This window comes from Micrococcus sp. KRD070, from assembly GCF_017168435.1.
GTDB lineage: Bacteria > Actinomycetota > Actinomycetes > Actinomycetales > Micrococcaceae > Micrococcus > Micrococcus luteus.
This window is the reverse complement of the sequence record NZ_JABFNH010000012.1, coordinates 62,134-84,714: the sequence shown is the minus strand read 5'-3', so window position 1 is coordinate 84,714 and position 22,581 is coordinate 62,134. Positions and strand designations below refer to the sequence as shown.

At 75.0% G+C, this 22,581-nt stretch carries 20 protein-coding genes; 6 read left to right on the top strand and 14 right to left on the bottom strand.

The genetic code is table 11. From position 1 onward, the window contains the following. Positions 1-483, top strand: a 483-nt coding sequence (locus J1M38_RS04305; protein ID WP_206501179.1) for an Rv3235 family protein, incomplete at its 5' end; no start/stop codon positions are given. A gap of 87 nt (positions 484-570) precedes the next feature. On the opposite strand, the gene secA is transcribed toward J1M38_RS04305, so the two are convergent. The 12 genes from secA to J1M38_RS04245 all read right to left on the bottom strand — a co-directional run bounded on the left by secA (position 571) and on the right by J1M38_RS04245 (position 15,692). Further along, on the bottom strand, positions 571-3,306 hold the full coding sequence (secA, locus tag J1M38_RS04300) for a preprotein translocase subunit SecA (protein WP_206481350.1): 2,736 nt from the start codon (positions 3,304-3,306) through the stop codon (positions 571-573). A 174-nt stretch (positions 3,307-3,480) separates the two neighbouring features. After that, positions 3,481-4,158: a ribosome-associated translation inhibitor RaiA gene (gene raiA, locus J1M38_RS04295; RefSeq protein WP_036316002.1), complete on the bottom strand. Its 678-nt coding sequence runs from the start codon at positions 4,156-4,158 to the stop codon at positions 3,481-3,483. A 149-nt stretch (positions 4,159-4,307) separates the two neighbouring features. Then, entirely contained in the window at positions 4,308-5,105 is a 798-nt protein-coding gene (locus J1M38_RS04290) for a ComF family protein (protein WP_206452172.1), read from the bottom strand. 109 nt (positions 5,106-5,214) lie between these two features. Continuing rightward, complete coding sequence (locus J1M38_RS04285; protein WP_206481351.1) at positions 5,215-6,960, bottom strand: LpqB family beta-propeller domain-containing protein; 1,746 nt, start codon at positions 6,958-6,960, stop codon at positions 5,215-5,217. Continuing rightward, entirely contained in the window at positions 6,957-8,891 is a 1,935-nt protein-coding gene (gene mtrB / locus J1M38_RS04280; RefSeq protein ID WP_206481352.1) for an MtrAB system histidine kinase MtrB, read from the bottom strand. The genes J1M38_RS04285 and mtrB overlap by 4 nt, the downstream gene beginning before the upstream one ends. A 4-nt stretch (positions 8,892-8,895) precedes the next feature. Continuing rightward, positions 8,896-9,576: an MtrAB system response regulator MtrA gene (mtrA, locus tag J1M38_RS04275; RefSeq protein ID WP_069942056.1), complete on the bottom strand. Its 681-nt coding sequence runs from the start codon at positions 9,574-9,576 to the stop codon at positions 8,896-8,898. A 152-nt stretch (positions 9,577-9,728) separates the two neighbouring features. After that, complete coding sequence (locus J1M38_RS04270) at positions 9,729-10,844, bottom strand: hypothetical protein (RefSeq protein ID WP_206481354.1); 1,116 nt, start codon at positions 10,842-10,844, stop codon at positions 9,729-9,731. Then, complete coding sequence (locus tag J1M38_RS04265; RefSeq protein ID WP_060974202.1) at positions 10,837-11,226, bottom strand: chorismate mutase; 390 nt, start codon at positions 11,224-11,226, stop codon at positions 10,837-10,839. The genes J1M38_RS04270 and J1M38_RS04265 overlap by 8 nt, the downstream gene beginning before the upstream one ends. A gap of 9 nt (positions 11,227-11,235) precedes the next feature. Next, positions 11,236-12,372, bottom strand: coding sequence for a tRNA 2-thiouridine(34) synthase MnmA (gene mnmA / locus J1M38_RS04260; protein WP_069942006.1), 1,137 nt, complete (start codon positions 12,370-12,372; stop codon positions 11,236-11,238). A gap of 39 nt (positions 12,373-12,411) precedes the next feature. After that, entirely contained in the window at positions 12,412-13,614 is a 1,203-nt protein-coding gene (locus J1M38_RS04255) for a cysteine desulfurase family protein (RefSeq protein ID WP_061873071.1), read from the bottom strand. A 37-nt stretch (positions 13,615-13,651) separates the two neighbouring features. Then, positions 13,652-14,341 (bottom strand): TrkA family potassium uptake protein, encoded by a 690-nt coding sequence (locus tag J1M38_RS04250; protein WP_063189522.1) that lies wholly within the window; start codon positions 14,339-14,341, stop codon positions 13,652-13,654. After that, positions 14,334-15,692 carry a TrkH family potassium uptake protein gene (locus J1M38_RS04245; RefSeq protein ID WP_166437547.1) on the bottom strand — a complete coding sequence of 453 codons (1,359 nt, stop codon included), beginning with the start codon at positions 15,690-15,692 and terminating at the stop codon, positions 14,334-14,336. The genes J1M38_RS04250 and J1M38_RS04245 overlap by 8 nt, the downstream gene beginning before the upstream one ends. A gap of 65 nt (positions 15,693-15,757) precedes the next feature. Between J1M38_RS04245 and folP the strand changes: the two genes are divergently transcribed. The 5 genes from folP to J1M38_RS04220 all read left to right on the top strand — a co-directional run bounded on the left by folP (position 15,758) and on the right by J1M38_RS04220 (position 20,523). Continuing rightward, on the top strand, positions 15,758-16,750 hold the full coding sequence (gene folP, locus J1M38_RS04240; RefSeq protein WP_061867008.1) for a dihydropteroate synthase: 993 nt from the start codon (positions 15,758-15,760) through the stop codon (positions 16,748-16,750). Next, positions 16,747-17,538 (top strand): dihydrofolate reductase family protein, encoded by a 792-nt coding sequence (locus J1M38_RS04235; protein ID WP_061867009.1) that lies wholly within the window; start codon positions 16,747-16,749, stop codon positions 17,536-17,538. The genes folP and J1M38_RS04235 overlap by 4 nt, the downstream gene beginning before the upstream one ends. Continuing rightward, positions 17,535-18,488: a J domain-containing protein gene (locus J1M38_RS04230; protein ID WP_061867010.1), complete on the top strand. Its 954-nt coding sequence runs from the start codon at positions 17,535-17,537 to the stop codon at positions 18,486-18,488. The genes J1M38_RS04235 and J1M38_RS04230 overlap by 4 nt, the downstream gene beginning before the upstream one ends. 111 nt (positions 18,489-18,599) lie before the next feature. Continuing rightward, the gene (locus tag J1M38_RS04225) at positions 18,600-19,085 is read left to right on the top strand and encodes a tRNA (cytidine(34)-2'-O)-methyltransferase (RefSeq protein WP_206501178.1); all 486 of its coding nucleotides are present in this window, start codon (positions 18,600-18,602) and stop codon (positions 19,083-19,085) included. 7 nt (positions 19,086-19,092) lie between these two features. Then, positions 19,093-20,523 carry an anti-sigma factor gene (locus tag J1M38_RS04220; protein WP_073117100.1) on the top strand — a complete coding sequence of 477 codons (1,431 nt, stop codon included), beginning with the start codon at positions 19,093-19,095 and terminating at the stop codon, positions 20,521-20,523. Positions 20,524-20,545: 22 nt separating this feature from the next. Here the strand turns inward: J1M38_RS04220 and J1M38_RS04215 are convergent, their stop codons facing one another. After that, on the bottom strand, positions 20,546-21,325 hold the full coding sequence (locus J1M38_RS04215) for a PIG-L deacetylase family protein (protein WP_036314367.1): 780 nt from the start codon (positions 21,323-21,325) through the stop codon (positions 20,546-20,548). After that, a partial coding sequence (locus J1M38_RS04210) for a S1C family serine protease (protein ID WP_159833293.1) occupies positions 21,322-22,581 on the bottom strand: 1,260 nt, incomplete at its 5' end. The genes J1M38_RS04210 and J1M38_RS04215, both read right to left, overlap by 4 nt.

Sequence of the window (22,581 nt, the reverse complement as noted above, 5' to 3'; positions counted from 1 at the left end):
GCTGCCGCCCGACGCACCGCCGACACCCTCCTCCATGGGCCCGCCCACAGCCCCACGGTCCTGCCCCGCGGTGAGGAGATCGCCCGGCGCGCCCGCACCGAACAGGGGCGCGAGGAGCTGCGTCGCGTCCGCTCGCTCGCCGCCGTGATCGCCGTCGCCTGCGTCGAGGTCGAGACGGGCCGCCGTGCCCTGCGGGACCTCTCCGCCTGGCTCTCGCCCGAGGTCCTGGACAAGTTGACCCGTCGCATGGAGCTGCTGGGCGCCGTCGCGCCGACCGGGCCCGGTCGACGACCCGCCGCGGCCGTCCCGCCCCGGGCGCCTGCGTCCGCACCCCGCCCGGTGGGCGCCCGCGTGTGCGAGGTCGCACCCGGCCGGGTGGAGGCCAGCGCGACGGTGCTGTGGGAGGGCCGGGCCCGGGCCTTCGCGCTCCGACTCGAGCGGCGGCTCAGCCGGTGGAAGGTGACGTCGGTCGAGATCGGCTGAGCCGGATCGTCCCGTCGGACTGACGATCGAGGGCCCGGAGACCTGGAGGTCTGCGGGCCCTCGTCCTGCGTCGTGACGGGGCGCCGGTCAGCCGCGGCGGCCGCGGCGCTCCGCCTGACGGCGGGAGCGGCGGTTCGTGCCCGCGGCGACCGTGGCGCCGGAATCCGTGCCGCTGCGGGTGACCGCGCTCTGCCCGTCCTCGGACGGACCGGTGAAACGCAGCTGCGCCGGCTGCTGCGGGGCGTCGATGCCCTCCACGGAGATCTGCGGTGCCATCGTCACGGCGCGGGCGTCCTTGATGCCGGGCAGAGACGTCGGCGCGGGGGCCGCACTGATCTGCGCCTGGAACAGCGTGCGCACGGCGTCCTCGCGGATGGCGGCGAGCATGTTCTGGAACATCGTGTAGCCCTCGCGCTGGTACTCCACGAGGGGCTCGCGCTGGGCCATCGCGCGCAGCCCGATGCCCTCCTTGAGGTAGTCCATCTCGTAGAGATGCTCCTGCCAGCGGCGCCCGATGGTGGCGAGCACCACGCGACGCTCCGCCTCCCGCAGCGCCTCGGATCCCACCTGCGCCTCTCGGTCCTCGTACGCCAGGAGCGCATCGGAGACGAGTTCGCGCTTGAGGACCTCGGCCTTGAGCCGGCCCCGGCCGCCGACCTCGTCGAGGACGTCCTCCTGCGAGATGCCCACGGGGTAGAGCTCTGCCAGGTCCCGCCACAGCTGGTCGAGGTCCCAGTCGGTGGCGTGGCCCTCCTCGGTGGCCGCGTCCACGATGTTCCCGACGGCGTCCTCCACGAAGCGGCGCACCCGGTCCTGCAGGTCCTCCCCCTCGAGGATGGAACGGCGGTCCGTGTAGATGGCCTCGCGCTGGCGGTTCATCACGTCGTCGTACTTGAGCACGTTCTTGCGCTGCTCGGCGTTGCGCCCCTCGACCTGCGCCTGCGCGTTCTGGATCGCCTTCGAGACGAAGCCGAACTCGAGCGCCATGTCGTCCGGGATCGACGGGCTGTTCATGATCCGCTGGGCCACGCCCGGGTTGAAGTTGCGCATGAGCTCGTCCGTGAGGGAGAGGTAGAACCGGGACTCGCCCGGGTCGCCCTGACGGCCGGAACGACCGCGCAGCTGGTTGTCGATGCGGCGCGAGTCGTGGCGCTCCGTGCCCACCACGTACAGGCCGCCGGCCTCGATGACCGCGCGGTGCGCGTCCTCCACGGCGGCCTCGGCCTCCGCCAGCACCTCGGGCCAGCGGGCCTCGTACGCCTCCGGGTCCTCGGCGGCGTCGAGGCCCAGTTCCTGCATGCGGGCCACCGCCGTGAACTCGGCGTTGCCGCCGAGCATGATGTCGGTGCCGCGGCCGGCCATGTTGGTGGCCACGGTGACGGCGCCCGGGCGGCCCGCCTGCGCCACGATGGCGGCCTCGCGGGCGTGGTTCTTCGCGTTCAGGACCTCGTGGCGGACGCCGCGCTTGGCCAGCAGCGTGGAGAGGTACTCGGACTTCTCCACCGAGGTGGTGCCCACCAGGACCGGCTGGCCCTTCGCGTGCCGCTCGGCGATGTCGTCGACGACGGCGTCGAACTTGACCTTCTCGTTCTTGTACACCACGTCGTTGCGGTCCACGCGCTGTCGCTCCCGGTTCGGCGGGATCACGACGACGCCGAGGCCGTAGGTCGACGTGAACTCGGCGGCCTCCGTCTCGGCGGTGCCCGTCATGCCGGCGAGCTTCTCGTAGCCGCGGAAGTAGTTCTGCAGGGTCACCGTGGCCAGCGTCTGGTTCTCGGGCTTGACCTCCACGCCCTCCTTGGCCTCGATGGCCTGGTGGAGCCCCTCGTTGTAGCGGCGTCCCTTGAGCACGCGGCCCGTGTGCTCGTCGACGATCTGCACCTCGCCGTCGAGGACCACGTAGTCCTTGTCCCGCTTGAACAGCTCCTTGGCCTTGACCGCGTTGTTCAGGAACTGGATGAGCGTGGTGTTCTGCGTCTCGTACAGGTTCGTGATGCCGAGGTGGTCCTCGACCTTCTCGATGCCGGGGCCGAGGATGCCGACGGTGCGCTTCTTGTGGTCCACCTCGTAGTCCGTGTCCGCCTCGAGGCGGCGCACCAGCCGGGCGAACTCGCCGTACCACCGGTTGGCCTCTCCCTGGGCGGGGCCGGAGATGATCAGCGGGGTGCGGGCCTCGTCGATGAGGATCGAGTCCACCTCGTCGACGATCGCGTAGTGGTGCTCACGCTGCACGAGCTCGTCGAGGGACCACGCCATGTTGTCCCGGAGGAAGTCGAAGCCGAACTCGTTGTTCGTGCCGTAGGTGATGTCCGCGGCGTACTGCTCGCGCCGTACGGCCGGGGTCTGGCCCGCCACGATGACGCCCGTCTGCATGCCGAGGAAGCGGAACACGCGGCCCATGAGGTCGGCCTGGTAGGAGGCGAGGAAGTCGTTGACCGTCACCACGTGCACGCCCCTGCCGGACAGCGCGTTGAGGTAGGCCGGAGCGGTGGCCACGAGGGTCTTGCCCTCGCCGGTCTTCATCTCCGCGATGTTGCCCTGGTGCAGCGCGATGCCGCCGAGCAGCTGGACGTCGTAGTGCCGCTGGCCGAGCGTGCGTCCCGCGGCCTCCCGGACCGCGGCGAACGCCTCCGGCAGGAGCAGGTCCAACGACTCGCCGTCCGCATGCCGGGCCCGGAGCGTGTCCGTCTCGGCACGCAGCTCCGCGTCGCTGAGCGCCCGGAAGTCGTCCTCGAGGAGGTTCACGGCGTCCACCGTGGCCTGCATGCGCTTGAGGACGCGGTTGTCCGAGATCTTCAGGACGCGGTCGATGATCGAAGGCACTGGTTCTCTGCTCCCTTGCGGTGTGGCCGGGGCGGGACGGGATGCCCCTCGCGCGCGGCCGTGGCGCGGTCTCCGGGACAGTGTACGGGCCGAGTCCGGACGGGCCGCGGCGCCCGTCCCGGAGGGGAGGGGCGTCGCGGCGTCAGCAGGTCGTGGTCGACGTCGGCGGGGCGGTCAGTCCTCCCGCGTCTGGTATGCCTGCTCCCCCTCGGAGGCGGAGACGTGATCCTGAGGGAGGGACTCGTCCAGGCGGATCACGCCGTAGCTCCAGCCTCGGCGGCGGTAGACGACGGAGGGCACGCCGGTCTCGGCGTTCTGGAAGAGGTAGAAGTCGTGGCCGACCAGCTCCATCGCGTCCACGGCGTCGTCCACGCTCATGGGGGTCGCGGGGAACGCCTTCTGCCGGATGCGCACCGGGGTGCCCGCCTCGGGGGCGTCCTGCGCGGAGGCGTCCTCCGCGGCCAGCGCGGCGCCCGACGGCGGCAGCGGTGGCACGAAGCCGACCTCGCCCGCGCCGCGGGAGGCGCCGAGCTTGCCGCGGCGACGGTCCTTGCGCCGGTCGCGCAGGCGCCGCAGGCGCTCGGTCAGTCGGGCGGCGGCTTTGTCGAAGGCTGCCAGCTCGTCGTCCGCGGCGGCCTCAGCCCGCACGACGTCCCGCGGGCCGCGGACCGTCAGTTCCACGCGGACCGCCTCGTCCGAGTGCTTGTGGTGGGATTCCTTCGTCACGCGGACCTCGAGCGTGTCGGCGCCCTCGGCGAGCCGCTGGAGGCGCTCGGTGCGCTCGACGACGTGGTCGCGGAAGCTCTCCGAGAGGCTGATGTTGCGGGCGATGTAGCTGACATCCATGGTCATGGCGTCCTCCTGGTCCGACTCTCACGGGTCCGGCCTCGGGAGGGGAGGTGCGCCTCGGTGTCGCGTCCGCAGGGCGGCGGCGGGTCCGAGGGTGCGACCTCCTTCCAGCCGTCGGCAGGACGGGAACCGTAGGGGCGATTCCGTGCCGTTCACCCTACCCGGGGGCGTGGCCGGGGGCCAGGCTCGGCGGGGTCCCGCGGCGGGGCCACGGCCGCGAGCACGACGGCCCCGACGGGGTGCCCGCCGGCGCGGCGCACCGCCTCCGCGAGCGCGGCGAGGGTGGCGCCGGTGGTGAGGACGTCGTCCACGAGCAGGACGGGCGCGCCGGCCGGCAGCCGCCCGGCGACGACGCGCCAGTCCCGGGCCCGCCGGCGGCGCTGGCCCGCCCCGGCGCCCGCGTGGGACGGGCCGCCGCCCCGGAGCGTGCTCGCGCGGGGCAGCAGGCGCGCACGGACGGCGTCGGAGACCAGCCACGGCGCCGGCAGCGCCCGGGTGAGCTCGGCGAGCGGGTCGTAGCCGCGCCGTCGGAATCCGACCGCGCCGCCCGGGACCGGGACGAGCAGGGCGTGCCGCGCCCCGGGCAGGTCCGGCTCGAGACGCGCCGCGGCGACGGCCCGGCAGAGGGCCTCGCCCAGCACGCCGCGCAGGTGCAGCGCGTGATGGTCCTTGAACGCGAGCACGGCGGCCGCCAGCGGGTCTGCGTAGCGCCCGGCCGCCATCACCGGCAGCGGAGCGCCGCCGGGGCCCAAGGGCAAAGCCGGGGCGTCCTGCTCCGCCCGGAAGGGCCGGGACAGGACGGCGGTCAGTCCCTCCGCGCAGGCCGGGCAGAGCCGGTGACCCGGCGCGGCGCACACCGCGCACTCGGCGGGCAGGACCAGGTCGGCCAGGGCCCGGCCGAGGGCGCCGAACACCGACGGCGGGGACGGGGAGGACGGCGGGGAACGCATGCGATGAGTCCACCGCACGCCGCCGCCGTCCGGGCGCCGGGGCGGGCCGCTGTGCGGGACGGGGCGGCTGTGCAGGAGTGGACGACGGGGCGGCGGGCGCGGGCTCGGCTCAGTCCGGGAACGAGAGGTCGCGCACCCCGCGGTCGAGCTCCTGCGCCCGCCACGAGGAGCCCACCAGCAGGAACACGAACTCGTCCGTCTCCGCGTAGTAGGCACCGTCGTCGCCGACGGAGATCCCCCGCAGACCGCCCAGCGGGTTGAGCTCCCGGACGGTGCCGTCGATCGAGACGATCCGCGGCACCACGCGCTCGTCGGGCTTCTCGGCGTACGCCGAGACGAGCAGGTTCGTGTCTCCGGCCCACTCCACCGAGTCCTCCGACCCGGAGGAGGGCAGCAGGATCGGCTCGGTCAGGGCGTTCGGCACCCCGTCCGAGCCGCGCACGACCCCGGACACGCGCAGGGTGGTCCGCTGGCCGTCGTCGACGAGCATCGCGGCCTGGGCCCCGCTCCGCGACAACCGCAGGTCGACGATCCGCTCGCCGGGCCGCAGCCAGGTGGCCGTCACGATGCGCTCCTGCCCGCCGGGCTGGGCCGGGACGGCGCGGATCCGCGAGGTCGTCTCCCTGTCGGCCGCCCACACCCAGCCCAGGAGGTCCAGTGAAGGGACGGTGAGCCCGGTGCCGCGCAGCACCTCCCGCAGGGTGCCGTCCGTGCCGGCGACGTGGACCGCCGTCCGGTCACGGGTGACGAACACGAAGCGGCTGCGGTCGCCGGACATGGTCGGGCGGACCGGATCGAGCGCGGTGACGTCCGGGGCGCCGCCCACCGGCGTGACGCTGGTCCCCTGCACGTACACGAGTCCGCCCGTCGCCGTGTCGATGCCCACCTGGACTGAGCCGACGGCGGGGTCGGTCTGGACCGGGGCGGGGCCGTCGTCTCCCGACGTGGACAGCTGGGCGCCGGCGACGGTCACCTCGACCTCCTTGACCGATTGGAGGCCCGTCAGGGTCAGCTCCAGCTGCTCCCGCATGCGGTGCCGCCGGTCGGCGTCGGCCCCCTCGGCGGCCGCCTGGGTGAGGTCGACGTGGGCCACGCCGTCGTCGTCGACGGGCACCGTGGGTGCGGCCAGGTCGGTGCCGGTGCGCAGCGGGAAGGCCGTGTCCACCGCCCCGGCCAGATACGGTGCCGGCCCGCGCAGCAGCGCTCGCGTCACCGCGGTCACGGTGGTGCCCCGATTGACGAACCACCGCACGTCCGGCACGACGTAGCGCTTCGCGGTGTCGTAGAAGGCGAGCTCGTGCGGGGCGAACAGCTGTCCGAACTGCGCCTGGGAGAGCAGCGTGCCGTTCTCCGTGGACGTGATCCGCATGCCCTGCGGCCGTTCCTGCACCGTGACCGCCCAGGCCTGCGTGGTCCCCGGCGGCGCGATGGTCCGCAGGCCGTACTCGTCGATCTCCGAGTCGACCTCGACCTGGATCTGGTAGTCCCCGGCGCCGTCGCCCCGGGTGATGCGCGGCTCCGCCGAGTACACGAGGGTGCGCTGCCCGGGCGTCCACTGGGTGGCCGCGGGCCCGTCGAGGAACTGGCGCGCCACCGCGTAGTCGTCCTGCGGGCTCGTGCCCGCGAGCAGGAAGCCCCGGATGGCCTCCTCCGCCGTGTCCGACTCGGCCGGTCCCGGCGGATGGAACTGCGGCGCGTCGGCGTCTGCGGTGGCCCCGTCGACCGGGTCGGCGCTGCGCACCTCGGAGCTCTGGGGGATCTGGGTGCAGCCGCTGAGGGCGAGCATCAGGGCGACGATCACGCCGACGACGGCGACCCGCGGCGGGCGGGGCGGCTGCGGATCCACGGTGGTCATCGGGCCTCCTCGGCCGGGTCGTCGCCGGTCGGGTCCCCGGGGGCCGACCCGTGGGCGGGATCCTCCGCAGGGACCACGCGCACCGGCCGGGTCGGTGCGGTCAGGGCCTGCTCGGTCTGGCGCGCGGACGGCGGGGCGGCCGCGGCCGCCGCGGCGACGTCCGCGACCGTGCCGACGGCGTCGGCGTCCGCCTCCTGCGGGACGGGCCGGGACAGGTCATCGGCGTACCGGCGGTCCGCCGTGCTGTAGCGGGGCGGAATGGGCAGCACGGAGCGGCCGATCGGCTCGGGGGCCTCGGCGCCCTGCGCGGCCGGGCGCGGCGCCCGCGGCAGGGTCACCATGAAGGTGGACCCCTCCCCCAGCTCGCCCCACGCCTCGAGCCGACCGCCGTGCAGCCGGGTGTCCTCGGTGGCGATCGCCAGACCCAGTCCGGACCCGCCGGTGGTGCGCTTGCGTGAGGGGTCGGCGCGCCAGAACCGGTCGAACACGCGCTGCACCTGCTCGGGGCTCATGCCGATGCCGTGGTCCACGACGGCGAACGTGACGGCCCCCTCGTCGGCCGCCACGAGCACGTCCACCGGCCGGCCCTCGGCGTGCTCGATCGCGTTGTTCACCAGGTTGCGCAGGATCCGTTCGATCCGCCGCGGGTCGACGTGGGCGACGTGGCCGTCGGCGCGGTCCCGGTCCATGGGCACCATGTACACGGGCACGCCGATCTGATCGGCCAGCGGCTGAGAGGTGAGCACGACGTCGCGGGCCAGCTCGAGCATGTCCGTGGCCTCGAGGGCCGGGGTGGCGGCGCCGGCGTCGAACCGGGTGATCTCCAGCAGGTCCGCGAGCATGGCCTGGAAGCGGTCGACCTGGTGGTAGAGCAGCTCGGTCGAGCGTCGGCTGACCGGGTCGAAGTCCTCGCGTGAGCCGTGCAGCACGTCGGCCGCCATCCGCACGGTCGTCAGCGGCGTGCGCAGCTCATGGGAGACGTCCGAGACGAACCGCTGCTGCATCTGGGACAGCTGGGCGAGTTGGCCGATCTGGTCCTGGATGCTGTCCGCCATCCGGTTGAAGGACATGCCCAGGCGGGCCATCTCGTCCTCACCGTCGACCGGCATCCGCACGGCCAGGTTGCCGCTCGAGAGGGACTCGGCCGCCCGGGCCGCCTGCTGCACGGGCAGGGTCACACGCCGCGAGACCCACCACGAGACCAGCACGTTGATCACCAGGAAGCCGACGCCGAACACCAGCAGCACCCTGAGCACCGAGTCGAGCGAGCTCTGGACGTCCGCGAGGTCGTAGACGAGGTAGAGCCCGTAGGTGGCACCCGGGGGCAGCACCATCTGGGCGCCGAACACGAGGCCGGGCCGGGTGCCACCGCCGGGGTTCGGCAGCGCCACGCTCGCGTCGTACACGCCCGGCCCGGAGGCGACCGCGTCCTGCAGCTCCTGGGGGATCACTGCGGGATCGAGCCCGGCGGAGGAGATCGTCCCCACGTACGCGGATTCGGAGTCCGGCAGCGGGGCGAGGTGGTAGCGGCGGCGGATCGTCGTGCCGGAGTCGCCTTCGAGGGCGCGCAGGGTCTGGGTCACCAGCACGTCCGTGCTCTGCGCGTCCGTGGCGGTGGTCTGCGCGAACGTCTCGCGCACCTGGCTCAGGCCACGGCGTGCCTCGGACTGGACCTGCTCGTAGCGGGCCTCGAAGAGGGCCTGGGTGATCTGCTGCGTGAGGAACGCGGCGACCACGAGGCCCGCGAGGATCGAGAGCAGGGCCGCGAGCACCGCCGTGCGCAGCCGCAGGGACCGACGCCACCGGCGGCGCAGCGCACGCCACGCGGGGCCGGGGCCCCACGACCGTGGGCGGGCGGCGGCGGGCTCGACCGGCTCGGCACCGGACTCGGCCGCCGGGGCCGCGCTCACATCCGGGCCGGACACGGTCATGCGCTCAGCCCTGGCCGGCCTTGTACCCGACGCCGCGGACGGTCAGCACGACGCACGGGTTCTCGGGATCCGGCTCGACCTTGGAGCGCAGGCGCTGGACGTGGACGTTCACGAGCCGGGTGTCGGCCTGGTGCCGGTAGCCCCAGACCTCCTCCAGGAGCATCTCGCGAGTGAAGACGTGGCGCGGCCGCCGGGCGAGGGCCACGAGGAGATCGAACTCCAGCGGGGTGAGGGCGATGCCGACGCCGCCGCGGGTGACCTGGTGGCCCGCCACATCGATCTCGAGGTCCCCGATGTGCAGGACCTCCGCCGGCTTGGCCTCCCCCTCACGCAGGCGCGCCCGGACGCGAGCCACGAGCTCGGCGGGCTTGAACGGCTTGGGCACGTAGTCGTCCGCACCCGACTCGAGGCCGCGCACCACATCCGCCGTGTCCGACTTGGCCGTGAGCATCACGATCGGCACGTCCGACTCGGCTCGGATGAGCTTGCAGACCTCGATGCCGTCGATGCCGGGGAGCATGAGGTCCAGCAGCACCAGATCAGGGCGCTCGCGGTGGAACGCGGGCAGTGCGGAGGTGCCGTCCGCCGCGAACGTCGGCTCGAAGCCGTCGTTGCGCAGGACGATGCCGATCATCTCGGCCAGCGCCTCGTCGTCGTCCACCACCAGGATCTTGGCCTTGCCCATCCTGACCTCCTCGTCAGCGCTCCCCCCGGCGCCGCGGGCGGGACCGGCCCCGGGCACAGGACATTTTCAGGATCAGCCCGATGATACCCGCCGGGCGGGCCCGTCCCCGGCGGACGACGCCGGAGGTCGCCCCGGTCCGTCGGGGCGCCGGCTCAGCCGCGCAGCTCGGCGAGCCGCGCGGCCAGCTCCTCCGCGTCCCGCCGCAGAGTACGGAGCACGGCGGGGTCGTGCGACCCCGCCGCCGTGAGGTCGACGTCGCCCACCCGCCCGGGGTCCACCCCCAGCCGTTCCCACGTGCGGACGACGTCGACCAGACGCACGCCCGGCTCGGGGGCCAGCGTCAGCCCGCGCCCGATGTCGGCCCAGCCGGCCGCCGCCTCCCACGCCTCGCGGGTGCCGGGCGTGCCGTCCGCGCCGTCGTCGAGGGCGCCCACGCCCACCACGAGCGAGACCGGGGCCGGGGCGGGCGCGTCCGCGGCTGCGTCGGGCCTGGGCAGGGACTCTCCCGTCAGCGTCGCCAGCGCGGCGGGCCCGGGCAGCTCGGCCCCCGGGGAGGCGGCCCGGCGGCCCGGCGCGAGCCACACCCGGGCGACGTCGGGCAGGGCGGTGAACCCGTCGAGGGCGGCGCGCCACAACCCGCGGGCCTCCTCGCGCGGCAGCGACCGGACGGTGCGGTACCCGCTCGCGGTGGGCAGGGTCCCGGCGAGGACGGCCGCCGCCCACGGCTCGTCGACGACGACGCCGAGGCGTCCCGCGCCGGTGGCCCTCCGGAGGCGGGGCAGGGCGTCCTGCAGCCCCTCGAGATAGGACTCGGCGACGTCGCGGCGCGCGCCGTGGTCGCCGAGGACGCGCTCTCCCCCGGGCAGCCAGAGGCCGGCGAGCAGGCTGAGCGGGCCGCGCACCCGCACGGCCAGACGTTCGACGACGGCGCCCTCGGCCCCCGCGGTGTCCGCCCAGCGGTGCGCGTCCTCGCGCCAGAGGGAGACGGCGCGGCGTCGGTCGCGGCCGGAGCCGGCGGCCCCGGGCGGGCTGACCCGCCAGCCGTGCGGCTGCAGGTCGACGGCCAGCTCCTGCAGGAGGGCGGCCGAGCGGCCGGTGGCGTCGGCGCCGGGTCCGCGATCGGGCAGCTCGGGGAGCACCGGCCAGTGGTCCGCGCCGAGCTCGCCGAGCGTGACGCGCTGCGCCTCGGCGACGTCGGTGCCGCGCCACGGCGTGCCGCCGAGGGCGACGGGGCCGGTGGCGCCGTCGTCGTGGGCGGCCTCAGTCATCCGCGTCCCCGGGGCTCTCCCCCGGCTCCGCCTCGGCGTCCGGCCGGCCCTCGGCCGCCAGCGCGCGGTGGTGGCGGATGACCTCGGCGATGATGAAGTTCAGGAACTTCTCGGCGAACGCGGGCTCGAGGTCCGCCTCGAGCGCGAGCCGGTGCAGCCGCGCGATCTGGGCGGCCTCACGCCCGGGGTCCGAGGGCGGCAGGTCGTGCCGGGCCTTGAGCGCGCCGACCCGCTGCGTGAACTTGAACCGCTCGGCCAGCAGGTAGACGAGCGAGGCGTCGATGTTGTCGATGCTGCCGCGGATCGCGAAGAGCTCGTCGAGGACCGCCGGGTCCGCGGTGCCGGGCAGCGAGCTGGCGTGGGGGTCGTAGTCCGGGCTCATGGCCGAAGCCTACGCATCCGCGGGGGCCGACAACCGGGCATTGCGGGCGGTGTCGATGGTGGCCTGGCCGAGCACGCGGGTGCCCCGGTACAGGACGGCCGTCTGACCGGGAGCCACGCCGCGCAGGGGGCGCCCCGGCTCGATCTCCCACCCCGGATGCCCCGCCGCGTCGGCGCGCTGGCGGGCGCGGGCCTCGACGATCTCGCCGTGGGCCCGGAACTGCAGCGCGCAGTCGAACCAGGCGCCCGTGCGGGCTTCGGGCACCGGGGCGCCGGCCCACGACGGGCGGATGCCGGTGATGCGGTCGACGTCGAGCAGCTCGCGGCCGCCGACGACCACGGTGTTCTCCTTCGGCCGCACCTCGAGCACGAACCGGGGCTTGCCGTCGGGCGCGGGACGGCCGATGGCCAGGCCCTTGCGCTGGCCGACCGTGAACGCCTGGGCGCCCGCGTGGGTGCCGAGCTCCTGCCCCTCCGGGTCGACGATGGGGCCGGGGGCGAGGTCGATGCGCTCGGCGAGCCAGCCGCGGGTGTCGCCGTCGGGGATGAAGCAGATGTCGTGGGAGTCCGGCTTCGCCGCCACGGACAGGCCGCGCTCGGCCGCCTCGGCGCGCACGAGCTCCTTGGACGGCGTGTCCGCGAGCGGGAAGAGGCAGTGGGCGAGCTGATCCGCGGTGAGCACGCCGAGCACGTAGGACTGGTCCTTCGCGTCGTCCGCAGCGCGGTGCAGCTCCAGCGAGCCGTCCGGACCGGGCCGCACGGCGGCGTAGTGGCCGGTGCAGACGGCGTCGAAGCCCAGCTCGAGGGCGCGCTCGAGCAGCGCCGCGAACTTGATGCGCTCATTGCAGCGCATGCACGGGTTGGGCGTGCGGCCGGCCTCGTACTCGGCCACGAAGTCGTCCACGACGTCCTCCGCGAACCGCTCGGAGAAGTCCCACGTGTAGAAGGGGATGCCGAGCCGCTCGCACGCGCGCCACGCGTCCGAGGCGTCCTCGATGGTGCAGCAGCCGCGCGAGCCGGTGCGCAGGGTGCCGGGCATGCGGGACAGGGCCAGGTGGACGCCGACGACGTCGTGCCCGGCGTCCACGGCACGCGCCGCGGCGACGGCGGAGTCGACTCCCCCGGACATGGCGGCCAGGACCTTCACGGGCGTACTCCTCTCTCGACGACGGACGGGCGGTCCAGTCTAGACGCCCGGCCCCAGCAGCGCCCGCAGCGCGTCGATGAGCGCGGCTGCCTCGGCCGGCGTCGTCGTCCGGCCGAGGGTGAACCGCTGGGTGGCCCGCGCGTCGGCCTCCGTCCGCCCCGGCAGGGCGGCGACCACGTGCGACGGTTCCGCCACCCCGGCGGTGCACGCCGACCCGGACGAGGTGTCCAGTCCGGCCATGTCGAAGGAGAACAGCAGCGCGTCCGCCGTCCGGCCCGGCACGGTGATGTGGACGTTGCCGGGCAGTCGGCGCGTCCCCGGCGACAGCACCTGCCCCGTCGCCGGGTCGAGGTCTCGCGGCCCGGTCAGGCGCACCCCGTCCAGGGCGTCGACGGCGGCGATCACCTCGTCCCGCAGCCCGCCCAGGCGGGCGGCCTCGGCGGGCTGCTCCCCGACGGCCTCCGCCACGGCGGCCGCCAGCGCTGCGGCCAGGGCCACCGACACCGTGCCCGAGCGCAGGCGACGTTCCTGGCCGCCGCCGTGCACGACGGCCTCCAGCGTGACGTCCCGGCGCACGAGCAGGGCGCCGACACCCACGGGGGCGCCGACCTTGTGCCCCGAGACGACCAGGGTCGCGGCCCCGGACGCGGCGAAGTCCACGGGCACCGCCCCGAGGGCCTGGACGGCGTCGGTGTGCAACGGGACCCCGTGGTCGGCAGCGAGCCGGGCGGCCTCGGCCACGGGCTGGACCGTGCCGATCTCGTTGTTGGCCCACATCAGCGTGGCCAGGGCGGTCCGCTCGGGCGCGGTCGCCAGCGCGGCCTCCCATGCGACGAGGTCGACCCGCCCGTCGTCGTCGACCGGGACGAGCACCGGCTCGGCACCCTCGTGTGCGGCGAGCCAGTCCACCACGTCGAGGACCGCGTGGTGCTCGATGCCGGTCAGCACGATCCGGGTGCGCTCCGGCGCGGCCGCGCGGCGGGCCCGGTACAGCCCCTGGACGGCGAGGTTGTCCGCCTCGGTGCCCCCGGACGTGAGGATCACCTCGGTGGGGTGCGCCCCGAGCGCCGCGGCGATGCGCTCCCGCGCTTCCTCGAGGCGCAGCTTGGCCCGGCGGCCCGAGGCGTGGAGGGAGGCCGGGTTGCCCGGCAGCGCGGCCGCCTCGGCCAGGGCCGCGAGCGCGGTGGGGCGCACCGTCGTGGTGGCGGCGTGGTCCAGGTGCACGCGGTCCGGGGTGGTCACCCGGCCAGTCTAGGAGCCGCCCCGGATGTGCCCCGGCTCAGTCCCGGGCGAGGAACCGCTCGACGTCGCGGGTCGGGCCCACCAGGAGGATCGTGTCCTCGGGCTCGAGCACGTAGTGACTCGGCGGGTAGAGCCACGTGCCGCGGCTGCGGACCGCGACCACGCGCATGCCCCGCTCCCCCGCGAGCCCGGTGGCTCGCAGGTCCCTGCCCAGCAGGCGCGACGGCGGCGCGGCCCGGACCATGGCCAGGCCCGGCTCGACCTCGACGAAGTCCTGGAAGGACGTGCTGACCAGGTGCGCCACGCGGCGGCCCATGTCCCGCTCCGGGTGGACCACGTGCTCCACGCCGAGCTGACGCAGGATCTCGCCGTGGCGGTCGTCATTGGCCTTGGCCCAGAGCTGGTGCGTCCCGAACCGCCGCATCAGCGAGACGGTGAGGATCGAGTCGGCGAGGTCGCCGCCGATGGCGACGACGACGTGGTCCATCTCGTGGACCGAGAGCTGGCGCATCGCCTCCTCGTCCGTGCTGTCCGCGCGGACGACGTGGGTCAGCCGGCCGTTGAGCGCCTGGACGGCCTCGGCATCGGCGTCGACCCCCAGCACGTGGCAGTCGGACTCCATGAGCTCGAGGGCGACCCCGGAGCCGAACCGGCCGAGCCCGAGGACGGCCACGGTGGGGCGGTCGCCCCGGCGGGGGGCGAACAGGGAACGGGTGAGATCAGCCAATGAGGGGCCTCTCCTTCGGGTACTCGAAGTGGCGGGTGCGGTCGGTCAGGGCCAGGCTGCCGGCGACGGTGGCGGGGCCGATGCGGCCGACGAACATGAGGAGCATCAGGATGCCCTGCGCGGCCGGCGGCAGCTGGGCGGTGATGCCGGTGGACAGGCCCACCGTGCCGAACGCGGACACGCACTCGAACAGGATCTGGTCGGTCGTGAACGAGGACAGGCCCATGAGCGCCATCGTGGCGACGGCGATCGCGGTCGCGGAGAGCATGATCACGGTGATCGCCTCGCGGTGCGTGGTCCGGGAGAGCCGGCGGCCGAACGCATGGACGGCGCCCTCCCCCCGGATCTCCGCGAGCACGATGAACAGCAGGACGCTCGCCGTCGTGATCTTCACGCCCGAGGCGGTGCCGGCGGGGCCGCCGCCGATGAACATGAGCACGTCGGTGGCGAAGAGCGTCACGGGGTGCATCTGCCCGTAGTCCAGGGTGTTGAAGCCGGCGGTGCGGGTCGTGACGGACTGGAAGAACGCCGCGAGCACGCGCGAGGCCGGGTCCAGACCGCCCAGGGTCCGCGGGTTGGACCACTCGAGGACGAGGTACATGAGCGTGCCGCCCACCAGCAGCACCGCGGTGCCCACGAGCACGAGCCGGACCGTGAGGTTCCACCGCTCGGGTCGGCGCAGGTCTCGCCGCAGGGTCAGCACGACCGGCAGGCCCAGGCCGCCCAAGATGATCGCCGCCGCGATCGGCAGGCAGATGAACGGGTCCGAGACGAAGCCCATGAGGTTGTCGCTGAACAGCGCGAACCCGGCGTTGTTGAATGCGGAGACCGCGTGGAAGACCCCCTGCCACAGTGCCTGGCCCGGGGACATCCCCGCGCCCAGCCAGAAGCGCAGGCTCAGCAGCAGCGCCACCGAGGCCTCGACGGCCGTGGAGTACAGGATCAGGGCCCGCAGCACCCGGGGCAGGTCCCCGATCCCCTCGGCCCGGGTGGAGGCCGCGGCGTCGAGGCGCTGGGTGAGGCCGAGCCGCCGGAGGATCACCAGCCCCAGCAGCGACGTGAACGTCATGACGCCCAGGCCACCGAGCTTGATGAGCGTGAGGATCACGAGCTGACCCAGGGGTGTCCAGAACGTCTGGGTGTCCACGACGCCGAGGCCCGTCACCGTGGTGGCGCTGGTCGCCGTGAACGCGGCCTCCAGCGGGGTGGGCGCGCGGCCCTGATACGAGGCGGGCAGCAGCAGTGCGCCGGTGCCCGTCACGATGGCGACGAGGAAGGACCCGACCACGAGCTGGGTCGGACGGATGCGGGGCCGGCGCGGGCCGACCCGCGGCGACGAGGTAAATGTCACGGGAGGGAAACATAGTCCTTCCGGGGCGCACTGTCACCGTGCGGCGCCGGTGGTTGAATGGCCGGGTGCCGACCCCCTCCGTCCCGCTCGTCCACCCGGTGCACCGGTTCGCCCACCACGAGATCGACTTCCGCCGCCGGATCGTCACGATGGCCGTGGTCAACCGCACCCCGGACTCCTTCTATGACGACGGCGCCGGCGCCGTCCTCGAGGACGCCCTCGCCCAGGCCCACGCCGCGGCGGACGCCGGAGCCGAGTGGGTCGACGTCGGCGGCGTGCCGTTCGCGCCCGGGGCGGAGCTCGACCCGGCCGAGGAGGCGGCGCGGGTGGTCCCCCTGATCGCGGCCCTGCGGAGCGGGGACGGGGCCGGGTCGTCCGAGGCGTCACGCCGGCTGATCCTCTCGGCGGACACGTTCCAGCCGGCCGTGGCCGAGGCGGCCCTGGCCGCGGGGGCGGACGTCGTCAACGACACCACGGGGCTGTTCCACGCGGACCTGGGCCGGGTGGTGGCCGCCGCGGGCGCGCACCTCGTGGTCACCCACTCCCTCGCCCACGTGCGCGGACCCCGGGCCGTGGTCCCCCGGCCGACCTATGGCGACGTCGTCACGGAGGTCCGCGACCACCTGCGGCGCACCGTCGACCGGGCCGTGGCGCTCGGCGTCCCCGAGGAGAGGATCGTCGTGGACCCCGGCCACGATCTGAACAAGAACACCCGGCACACCCTCGAGATCACGCGGCGGCTGGACGAGATCGCCGCCCTGGGGCTGCCCGTGCTGGCCGCGGTCTCGAACAAGGACTTCATCGGCGAGAGCCTGGACCGGCACCGGCACGAGCGCCTGCCCGGCTCGCTGGCCGCGGCTGCGGCCTGCGTGTACGGCGGCGCCCGGATCCTGCGCATGCACGACGCCGACGCCTCCGTCTCGGCGGCCCGCATGCTCGAGTGCGTGTTCGGGTGGCGTCAGCCGGCGCGCCTGGTCCACAACATGGGCGCGGAGAACCCGCCGCCGGACCGCAGCACCCTGGCCGGACACCGCGCCCACCGCGGGGGGCGGGCATGAGACGGCTGACCGAGACCGGCCCCGAGCTGGACGACGACGCCCTCCGCGCCGCCCTCGCCGCGCCCCCGGCCGAGGACACCGGCCCCGGACCCTGGGTCCGCGTCGTGTTCATCGCCTCCGCCGACGGCGCGGCCACCCTGGACGGCCGTGCCGGCGGGCTCGGCTCCCCCGCCGATCAGCGGCTGCTGTCCCTGTCCCGGCACGACGCCGACGTCGTCCTCGTGGGGGCCGGGACCATCCGCGCCGAAGGCTACGAGGGACCGCTCCTCTCCGAGGAGGACCGGCGTCGACGCGCGGCGGCCGACCGGCCTGCCGACCCGCCCGTGGCCGTGGTCAGCGGCAGCCTGGACCTGGACCCGGAGTCCGCGTTCTTCACGGCCGCCCCGGTCCGCCCCTGGATCCTCACGTCCCGGGCTGCCCTCGCGGCCGAGCCGGAGCGGGCGGCGGCGCTGGCCGCGCGCGCGGACGTGCTGGCGGTCGGCGAGGAGCACGTGGACCCCCAGACCGTGGTGGCGACCCTGCACGCGCGCGGCGCCCGCGTCGTCCACTGCGAGGGCGGACCGCGCCTGTTCGGCAGCCTCGCGGCGGCCGGCCTCGTGGACGAGGTGCACCTCACCGTGGCGCCGCTGCTGGCCGGACCCGCCGCCGGCCGCGTCCTGACAGGCGAGGACGGCCCCGGCTTCCCCGCCCGGCTGCAGCTGGTCCAGGTGCTCCACGACGACGGCATGCTGTTCCTGCGCCTGCACCACGAGCGGCGCGCCTCCCCCGGCCCGGACGCCACGCCGTGAGCGCGGCCGAGGAGCACCGCACCGCCTACGAGGTCCTGGGCGTGCCCCGCGACGCGACCGCCGAGGAGGTCCGGCGGGCCTACCGCCGCGCGGCCCGGGCCGCGCACCCCGACGTCGGTGGCGACCCCGCCGCCTTCCGGGCCGTGACGCGGGCGTGGGACCTGCTCGGCGACGCCGAGGCCCGGCGCCGGTACGACCTCTCGCTGCCCGACCCGGACGTCGGTGCCCGCGGCCCCCACGCGACGGCCGGATCAGGGCGGGCGAGACCGTCGGGACGGTCCGGACCCGGCGGACGTGCCGCCCGCCCCGTGCGCTACGAGCCCCCGCCCGGCGAGGCGGAGACGGACCCGACCGTGCTGGACCTGCCGCGATCGAGCCAACGCGTCCACGGGGCGCCGCGGCCGCGCGGGATCCTGCCGGACGAGCACCGGGTGCTGCGGCAGGCCCGCACCCTCGACGTGCTGCTGCGCCACGTGGCGGACGCGCTGCCGGCCGCCCGGGTCCTGACCGGGCTGCGGCTGGGCGGGCGCTGGGGACGGCACCTCGACGTGGACCACGCGGTGCTGTGCGGCCATCGCCTGGCGCTGATCGGCTCCGTCATGGTCCCGGAAGGGACCTACACCTGGGACGGGGCGGACCTGCGCTCCCGGGGCCGTCCCGTGGCCCCGCCGCTGCTCGGCCCCGCGATGATGGCGTGGCAGCAGGCCCTGCCCCAAGTCACCGTCGGCGGATTCGTGCACGTGATGACGGACCGCGACGCGCGGCACGCACCCGTGATCCGCCACACGCGCGGCGCCGACGCACCGGAGGCGCAGGCCGACCTGCTCACCGCCCCGCCCGCGCCCGGGATCGCGTTCGCGCGCGAGGTCGCGCTCTTCCTGGGCACCGGCACGGACCCGGATCTCGTGGACCGGCGCGCGCTCGGCGCGCTGGTCGGCCGGCTCCACTGAGGCACGTCCCCGCCCGGCGGCGCCCCCACTAGGCTGGGCGCCGGCTCGTCCTCCGGCACCGATCAGTACCGTTTCCAGCTGCCGGGCACCCCGCAGGGCACCCGGGGCGAGGTGTACATCAACGTGCTGCTCACCCCGGAGATCCCCGGCAACACCGGCAACGCGATCCGGCTCGCCGCCCTCACGGGGGCCGAGCTGCACCTCGTGGAGCCGCTGGGCTTCGGGTTCGAGGACGCCCACCTGCGCCGCGCCGGTCTGGACTACCACGACCTCGCGGTGGTGACGGTGCACCCGGACCTCGACGCGGCCCTCGCGGCCCTCGCCCCCGCCCGTGTGCTGGCCTTCACCGCGCGCGGGTCCGTGCGGCACGACCGGGTCGCCTACCGGCCCGGCGACGTGCTGCTCTTCGGCCGCGAGTCCACCGGCCTGCCCGAGGAGGTGCTGGCCGATCCGCGGGTCACCGAGACCGTCGGCCTGCCCATGCAGCCGGCCCGTCGGTCCCTGAACCTGGCGAACGCCGTCTCCATCGCCGTGTACGAGGCCTGGCGCCAGCACGACTTCGCCGGGTCCGCGGCCCGTCCCGATTCCCTAGACTGAGGCCACCATGCAGACTCCTGACGCGCCCGAGCCCCACGTCGACCGCCCCGATGACGCCGGCCAGCCCGCCCTGGACACCCTCCTGCGCCGCAGCGCCGAGGGTGACCGGGCCGCGTTCTCCGCGTTCTACGACGCCACGGTCCCGTGGGTGCACGGCCTGGCCGAAGCGATGTTCGGCCCCGGCGACGACGCCGCCGCGGCCACGGTCCGCACCTACCTGACGGCGTGGGAGGAGGCCTCCGAGGCCGGGCTCGACCTGAGCGAGCGTGACGACGCGACCCACCGCGAACGCCAGGTGTTCACGTGGCTCGAGGTCCTCGCCCACCGCGTGATGACCTCGCTGCGCCGCGCCGGTGGCTCCGCGGCGGAACGTGGGCGTCGTCCCGGCCCGGCCGGGCCCGCGCCGCTGCCCGAGGACCTCGTCGGCCGCGTGGCCCCGGACGCCTACGAGGCCGTGCGACTGGCGTGGCTGGGCGGCTGCACCGACCGGGAGGTCGCCGATCGGCTCGGTCTGCCGGCCGACGAGGCCCGCACCCTGCTGCGTGACGGCGTGCGGCAGGTCGTGGCGGCCCGCCGCGACCTCACGCAGGACGCCGCCCGTCCGTCCGCGCCGGCCCCGGCGACCGGCCCGGCACTCGGCGCGGACGTGCGCGAGGACGTGGACGCCGGCCGCACACTCGAGCTGGCCGACCTCTCGGCCGTGCACGCGCTCGACACGGCCGGGCACACCGCGGCCTTCTCCGCCGTGCAGCGGCGGGGCGGCGAGCTGGCCCGGTGGCGCTCCCGGGTGGACGGTGCGCGCCAGGCGGTGGCCTGGGCGTTCCGGTCCGTGACGGCCGAGCCGCCGTCGGCCCTGCTCGACGAGGTCCTGCGTCGCCTGCCCGCCCAGGACGTGGGCATGGACCTGATCGGCGACGAGTCCGCCCCCGCCGGCCCGCCGCGGGACCGCCTGCGCTGGCTCAAGGTGACCGCCCTCCTGCTGCTCGCGGCCCTCGTGCTCGGCGTCGGCGGGTGGACGGTGTGGAGCCAGTTCACACGGCCGGGCATCGTGCACCGCATCGACCAGTCGAAGGACCTGTTCACGACCTCGGAGTACCCGGCCCAGGACGGCGGCACGGTCCAGGCGTTCCTGTCCCGGGAGCAGAACAGCGGCTACCTGACGATCAGCGGGATGCCCCAGCTGCCGGAGGGTCAGTCCTACCAGCTGTGGCTCTACCCCTCGGACGGCACGGCCCCGGCCTCGCTCGGCACGTACGACGCCAACGGCTTCGGCGAGCCCATCACCTTCCGGGGGCTGGACCGCTTCGCGGCGATGGGCATCTCCGTGGAGCCCAGCTCGGGCTCGGAGGTGCCGACGTCGGAGCCCGTCGTCGGCGTGGACCTCGACCCCACCGCGCAGACCGGCCCGCGCTACGGCGGTCGGCCGAGCACCAACTGAGATCCCCCGCAGGGGGGGCGGTTCAGAACCCGGCGATGGTGCTCGGACCGTTGACCGTGACCAGGTGGAACGCCTCGGCGTGACCCGGCGCGGCGGCCGGGCCGGCGGCGCGCCGGTGATGTTCGGCCATCTGGGCGAGCACGTGCCGCCGCATCGCGTCGACGTCCGGGTGCTGGGAGAGGTGGGCGTCGAGGGCGCGCAGCTTCTGCTCCGCCAGGCCCGTGACGTCCACGACCGTGTTCCGGCGCGCGGCGGGGGCGGCGTACAGCAGCAGGTTCCGGACCTTGAACGCCTCGAGCCCCTCCGCCGCGAGCTCCGGGTACGCGTACGGGTTCTCGGCCGCCGGGTACGCGGCGCGCACCACGGCCTCGCCGCAGGCGAGGTGGTCCGGGTGGGCGGCCTGCATCCGCTCCCAGTCCCGCTCCGGGTGGGTGCTGAGCACCACGTCCGGGCGGACGCGGCGCATCAGCGCCACGAGCTTGCGGCGCACGCCGTGGTCCGGCTCGAGGTGTCCGTCGCGCTCGCCGAGGAAGTGGACCTCGGCGGCACCGACGACGGCGGCGGCCGCGCGCTGTTCGGCGTGCCGGCGGGCGGTCATCGCCTCCGGGCCCTCCGAGTCGAAGCCGCCGGCGTCCCCGTCCGTCACGATGCACAGCTCGATGTGCAGCCCGGCCGCGCGGAAGCCGGCCAGGGTGGCGGCGGCCCCGAAGTCGAGGTCGTCCGGGTGGGCGCCGACGGCCAGGACCCGGCGCCAGCCGTGGTGGGCCGCGAGCGCGGCGGGGGTGGTGAGCGTGGTGGTCACGAGCGGGTGTCCTCCGTGAACGTCACCTCGGTCGTCTGCTCCGCGCCGTCGCGGAGGTAGGTGACGTCCACCGAGTCTCCCACGCGGTGCTCGCGGACGACGGCGGTGAGGGACTCGGAGTCGATCACCGCGCGGTCGCCGACGGCGGTGATCACGTCGCCCTCCTTCAGCCCGGCCGCGTCGGCCGCCGACTCTCCCACGACCTGCTGGACGCGGGCGCCGTCGCTGAACACGGTCCGGGCGTTCTCGCTGCCGCCCTGCACCTCGGCGGGCTCCGGGGTGACGCTCACGCCGAGCATGGCATGCGTGGCCTTGCCGTGGTCGATCAGGTCCTGTGCGACCCGCTGGGCGTAGTCCACGGGGATGGCGAATCCGACCCCGATGTTGCCCGCCTCGCTCGGGTCCTGGCCGGCCGAGGCGATCGCGACGTTCACGCCCACCAGGCGACCCTCGGCGTCGACGAGCGCGCCTCCGGAGTTGCCGGGGTTGATGGCCGCGTCGGTCTGCAGCACGTTGATGTACACCTCGCCCCGGGTGCCCTGCGGGGTGCCCGGCAGCTGGAAACGGTACTGATCGGTGCCGGAGGACGAGCCGGAGCTCTCGCCCTGCGGCTCGGGCGCCTCGGAGGACGCCACCGCGATGGTCCGGTCCAGGGTGGAGATGATCCCGTCGGTCACGGTGTTCGGCAGGCCCAGGGGGGCGCCGATGGCGACGGCCTCGTCCCCGACCTTCAAATCCCCGGACCGGCCGATCTGGATGGGGGTGAGGTCCGGGGCGTCGATCTTGATGACGGCCAGGTCGGACAGCGGGTCGGTGCCCACGACGGTGGCAGCGTAGACCTCCCCGTCCGAGGTGCGCACCGTCAGCTCGGCGTCGTTGGCCTGGCCGCCGAGGGTGACCACGTGGGTGTTCGTGAGGATGTGCCCCTCCGTGTCCAGGATCGACCCGGAACCGGAACCGGAGGCGGAGCTCGACGTCGCGGAGATGGTCACCACGGAGGGCAGCGCGGTCCTCGCGGCGTTCCCGACGGCGGTGTCCGCCACGGGCTGTCCCCCGGCCTCGGCCGAGGTGTCCGTCGCCTGCGAGGAGGAGGAGCTCGCGGCCTCGGACGCGGCCTCGCCGCCGTCCTCCGCGACCGCGCAACCGGAGAGCCCCACCATGAGCACGGCTGCGGCGAGCAGGCCCGCCCCGGCACGGGCGCGGGACTGGGGCCGGGGACGCGCGACGGTGCGGGCCGTCGGCACGGGGGGCTGGGT

Bases quoted from the DNA above. Each gene is read 5' to 3' on its own strand.
- raiA (WP_036316002.1), bottom strand. From the start codon at position 4,158: ATGACCATGGATGTCAGCTACATCGCCCGCAACATCAGCCTCTCGGAG.
- J1M38_RS04290 (WP_206452172.1), bottom strand. From the start codon at position 5,105: ATGCGTTCCCCGCCGTCCTCCCCGTCCCCGCCGTCGGTGTTCGGCGCC.
- J1M38_RS04285 (WP_206481351.1), bottom strand. From the start codon at position 6,960: ATGACCACCGTGGATCCGCAGCCGCCCCGCCCGCCGCGGGTCGCCGTC.
- mtrB (WP_206481352.1), bottom strand. From the start codon at position 8,891: ATGACCGTGTCCGGCCCGGATGTGAGCGCGGCCCCGGCGGCCGAGTCC.
- mtrA (WP_069942056.1), bottom strand. From the start codon at position 9,576: ATGGGCAAGGCCAAGATCCTGGTGGTGGACGACGACGAGGCGCTGGCC.
- J1M38_RS04270 (WP_206481354.1), bottom strand. From the start codon at position 10,844: ATGACTGAGGCCGCCCACGACGACGGCGCCACCGGCCCCGTCGCCCTC.
- J1M38_RS04265 (WP_060974202.1), bottom strand. From the start codon at position 11,226: ATGAGCCCGGACTACGACCCCCACGCCAGCTCGCTGCCCGGCACCGCG.
- J1M38_RS04235 (WP_061867009.1), top strand. From the start codon at position 16,747: ATGAGACGGCTGACCGAGACCGGCCCCGAGCTGGACGACGACGCCCTC.
- J1M38_RS04220 (WP_073117100.1), top strand. From the start codon at position 19,093: ATGCAGACTCCTGACGCGCCCGAGCCCCACGTCGACCGCCCCGATGAC.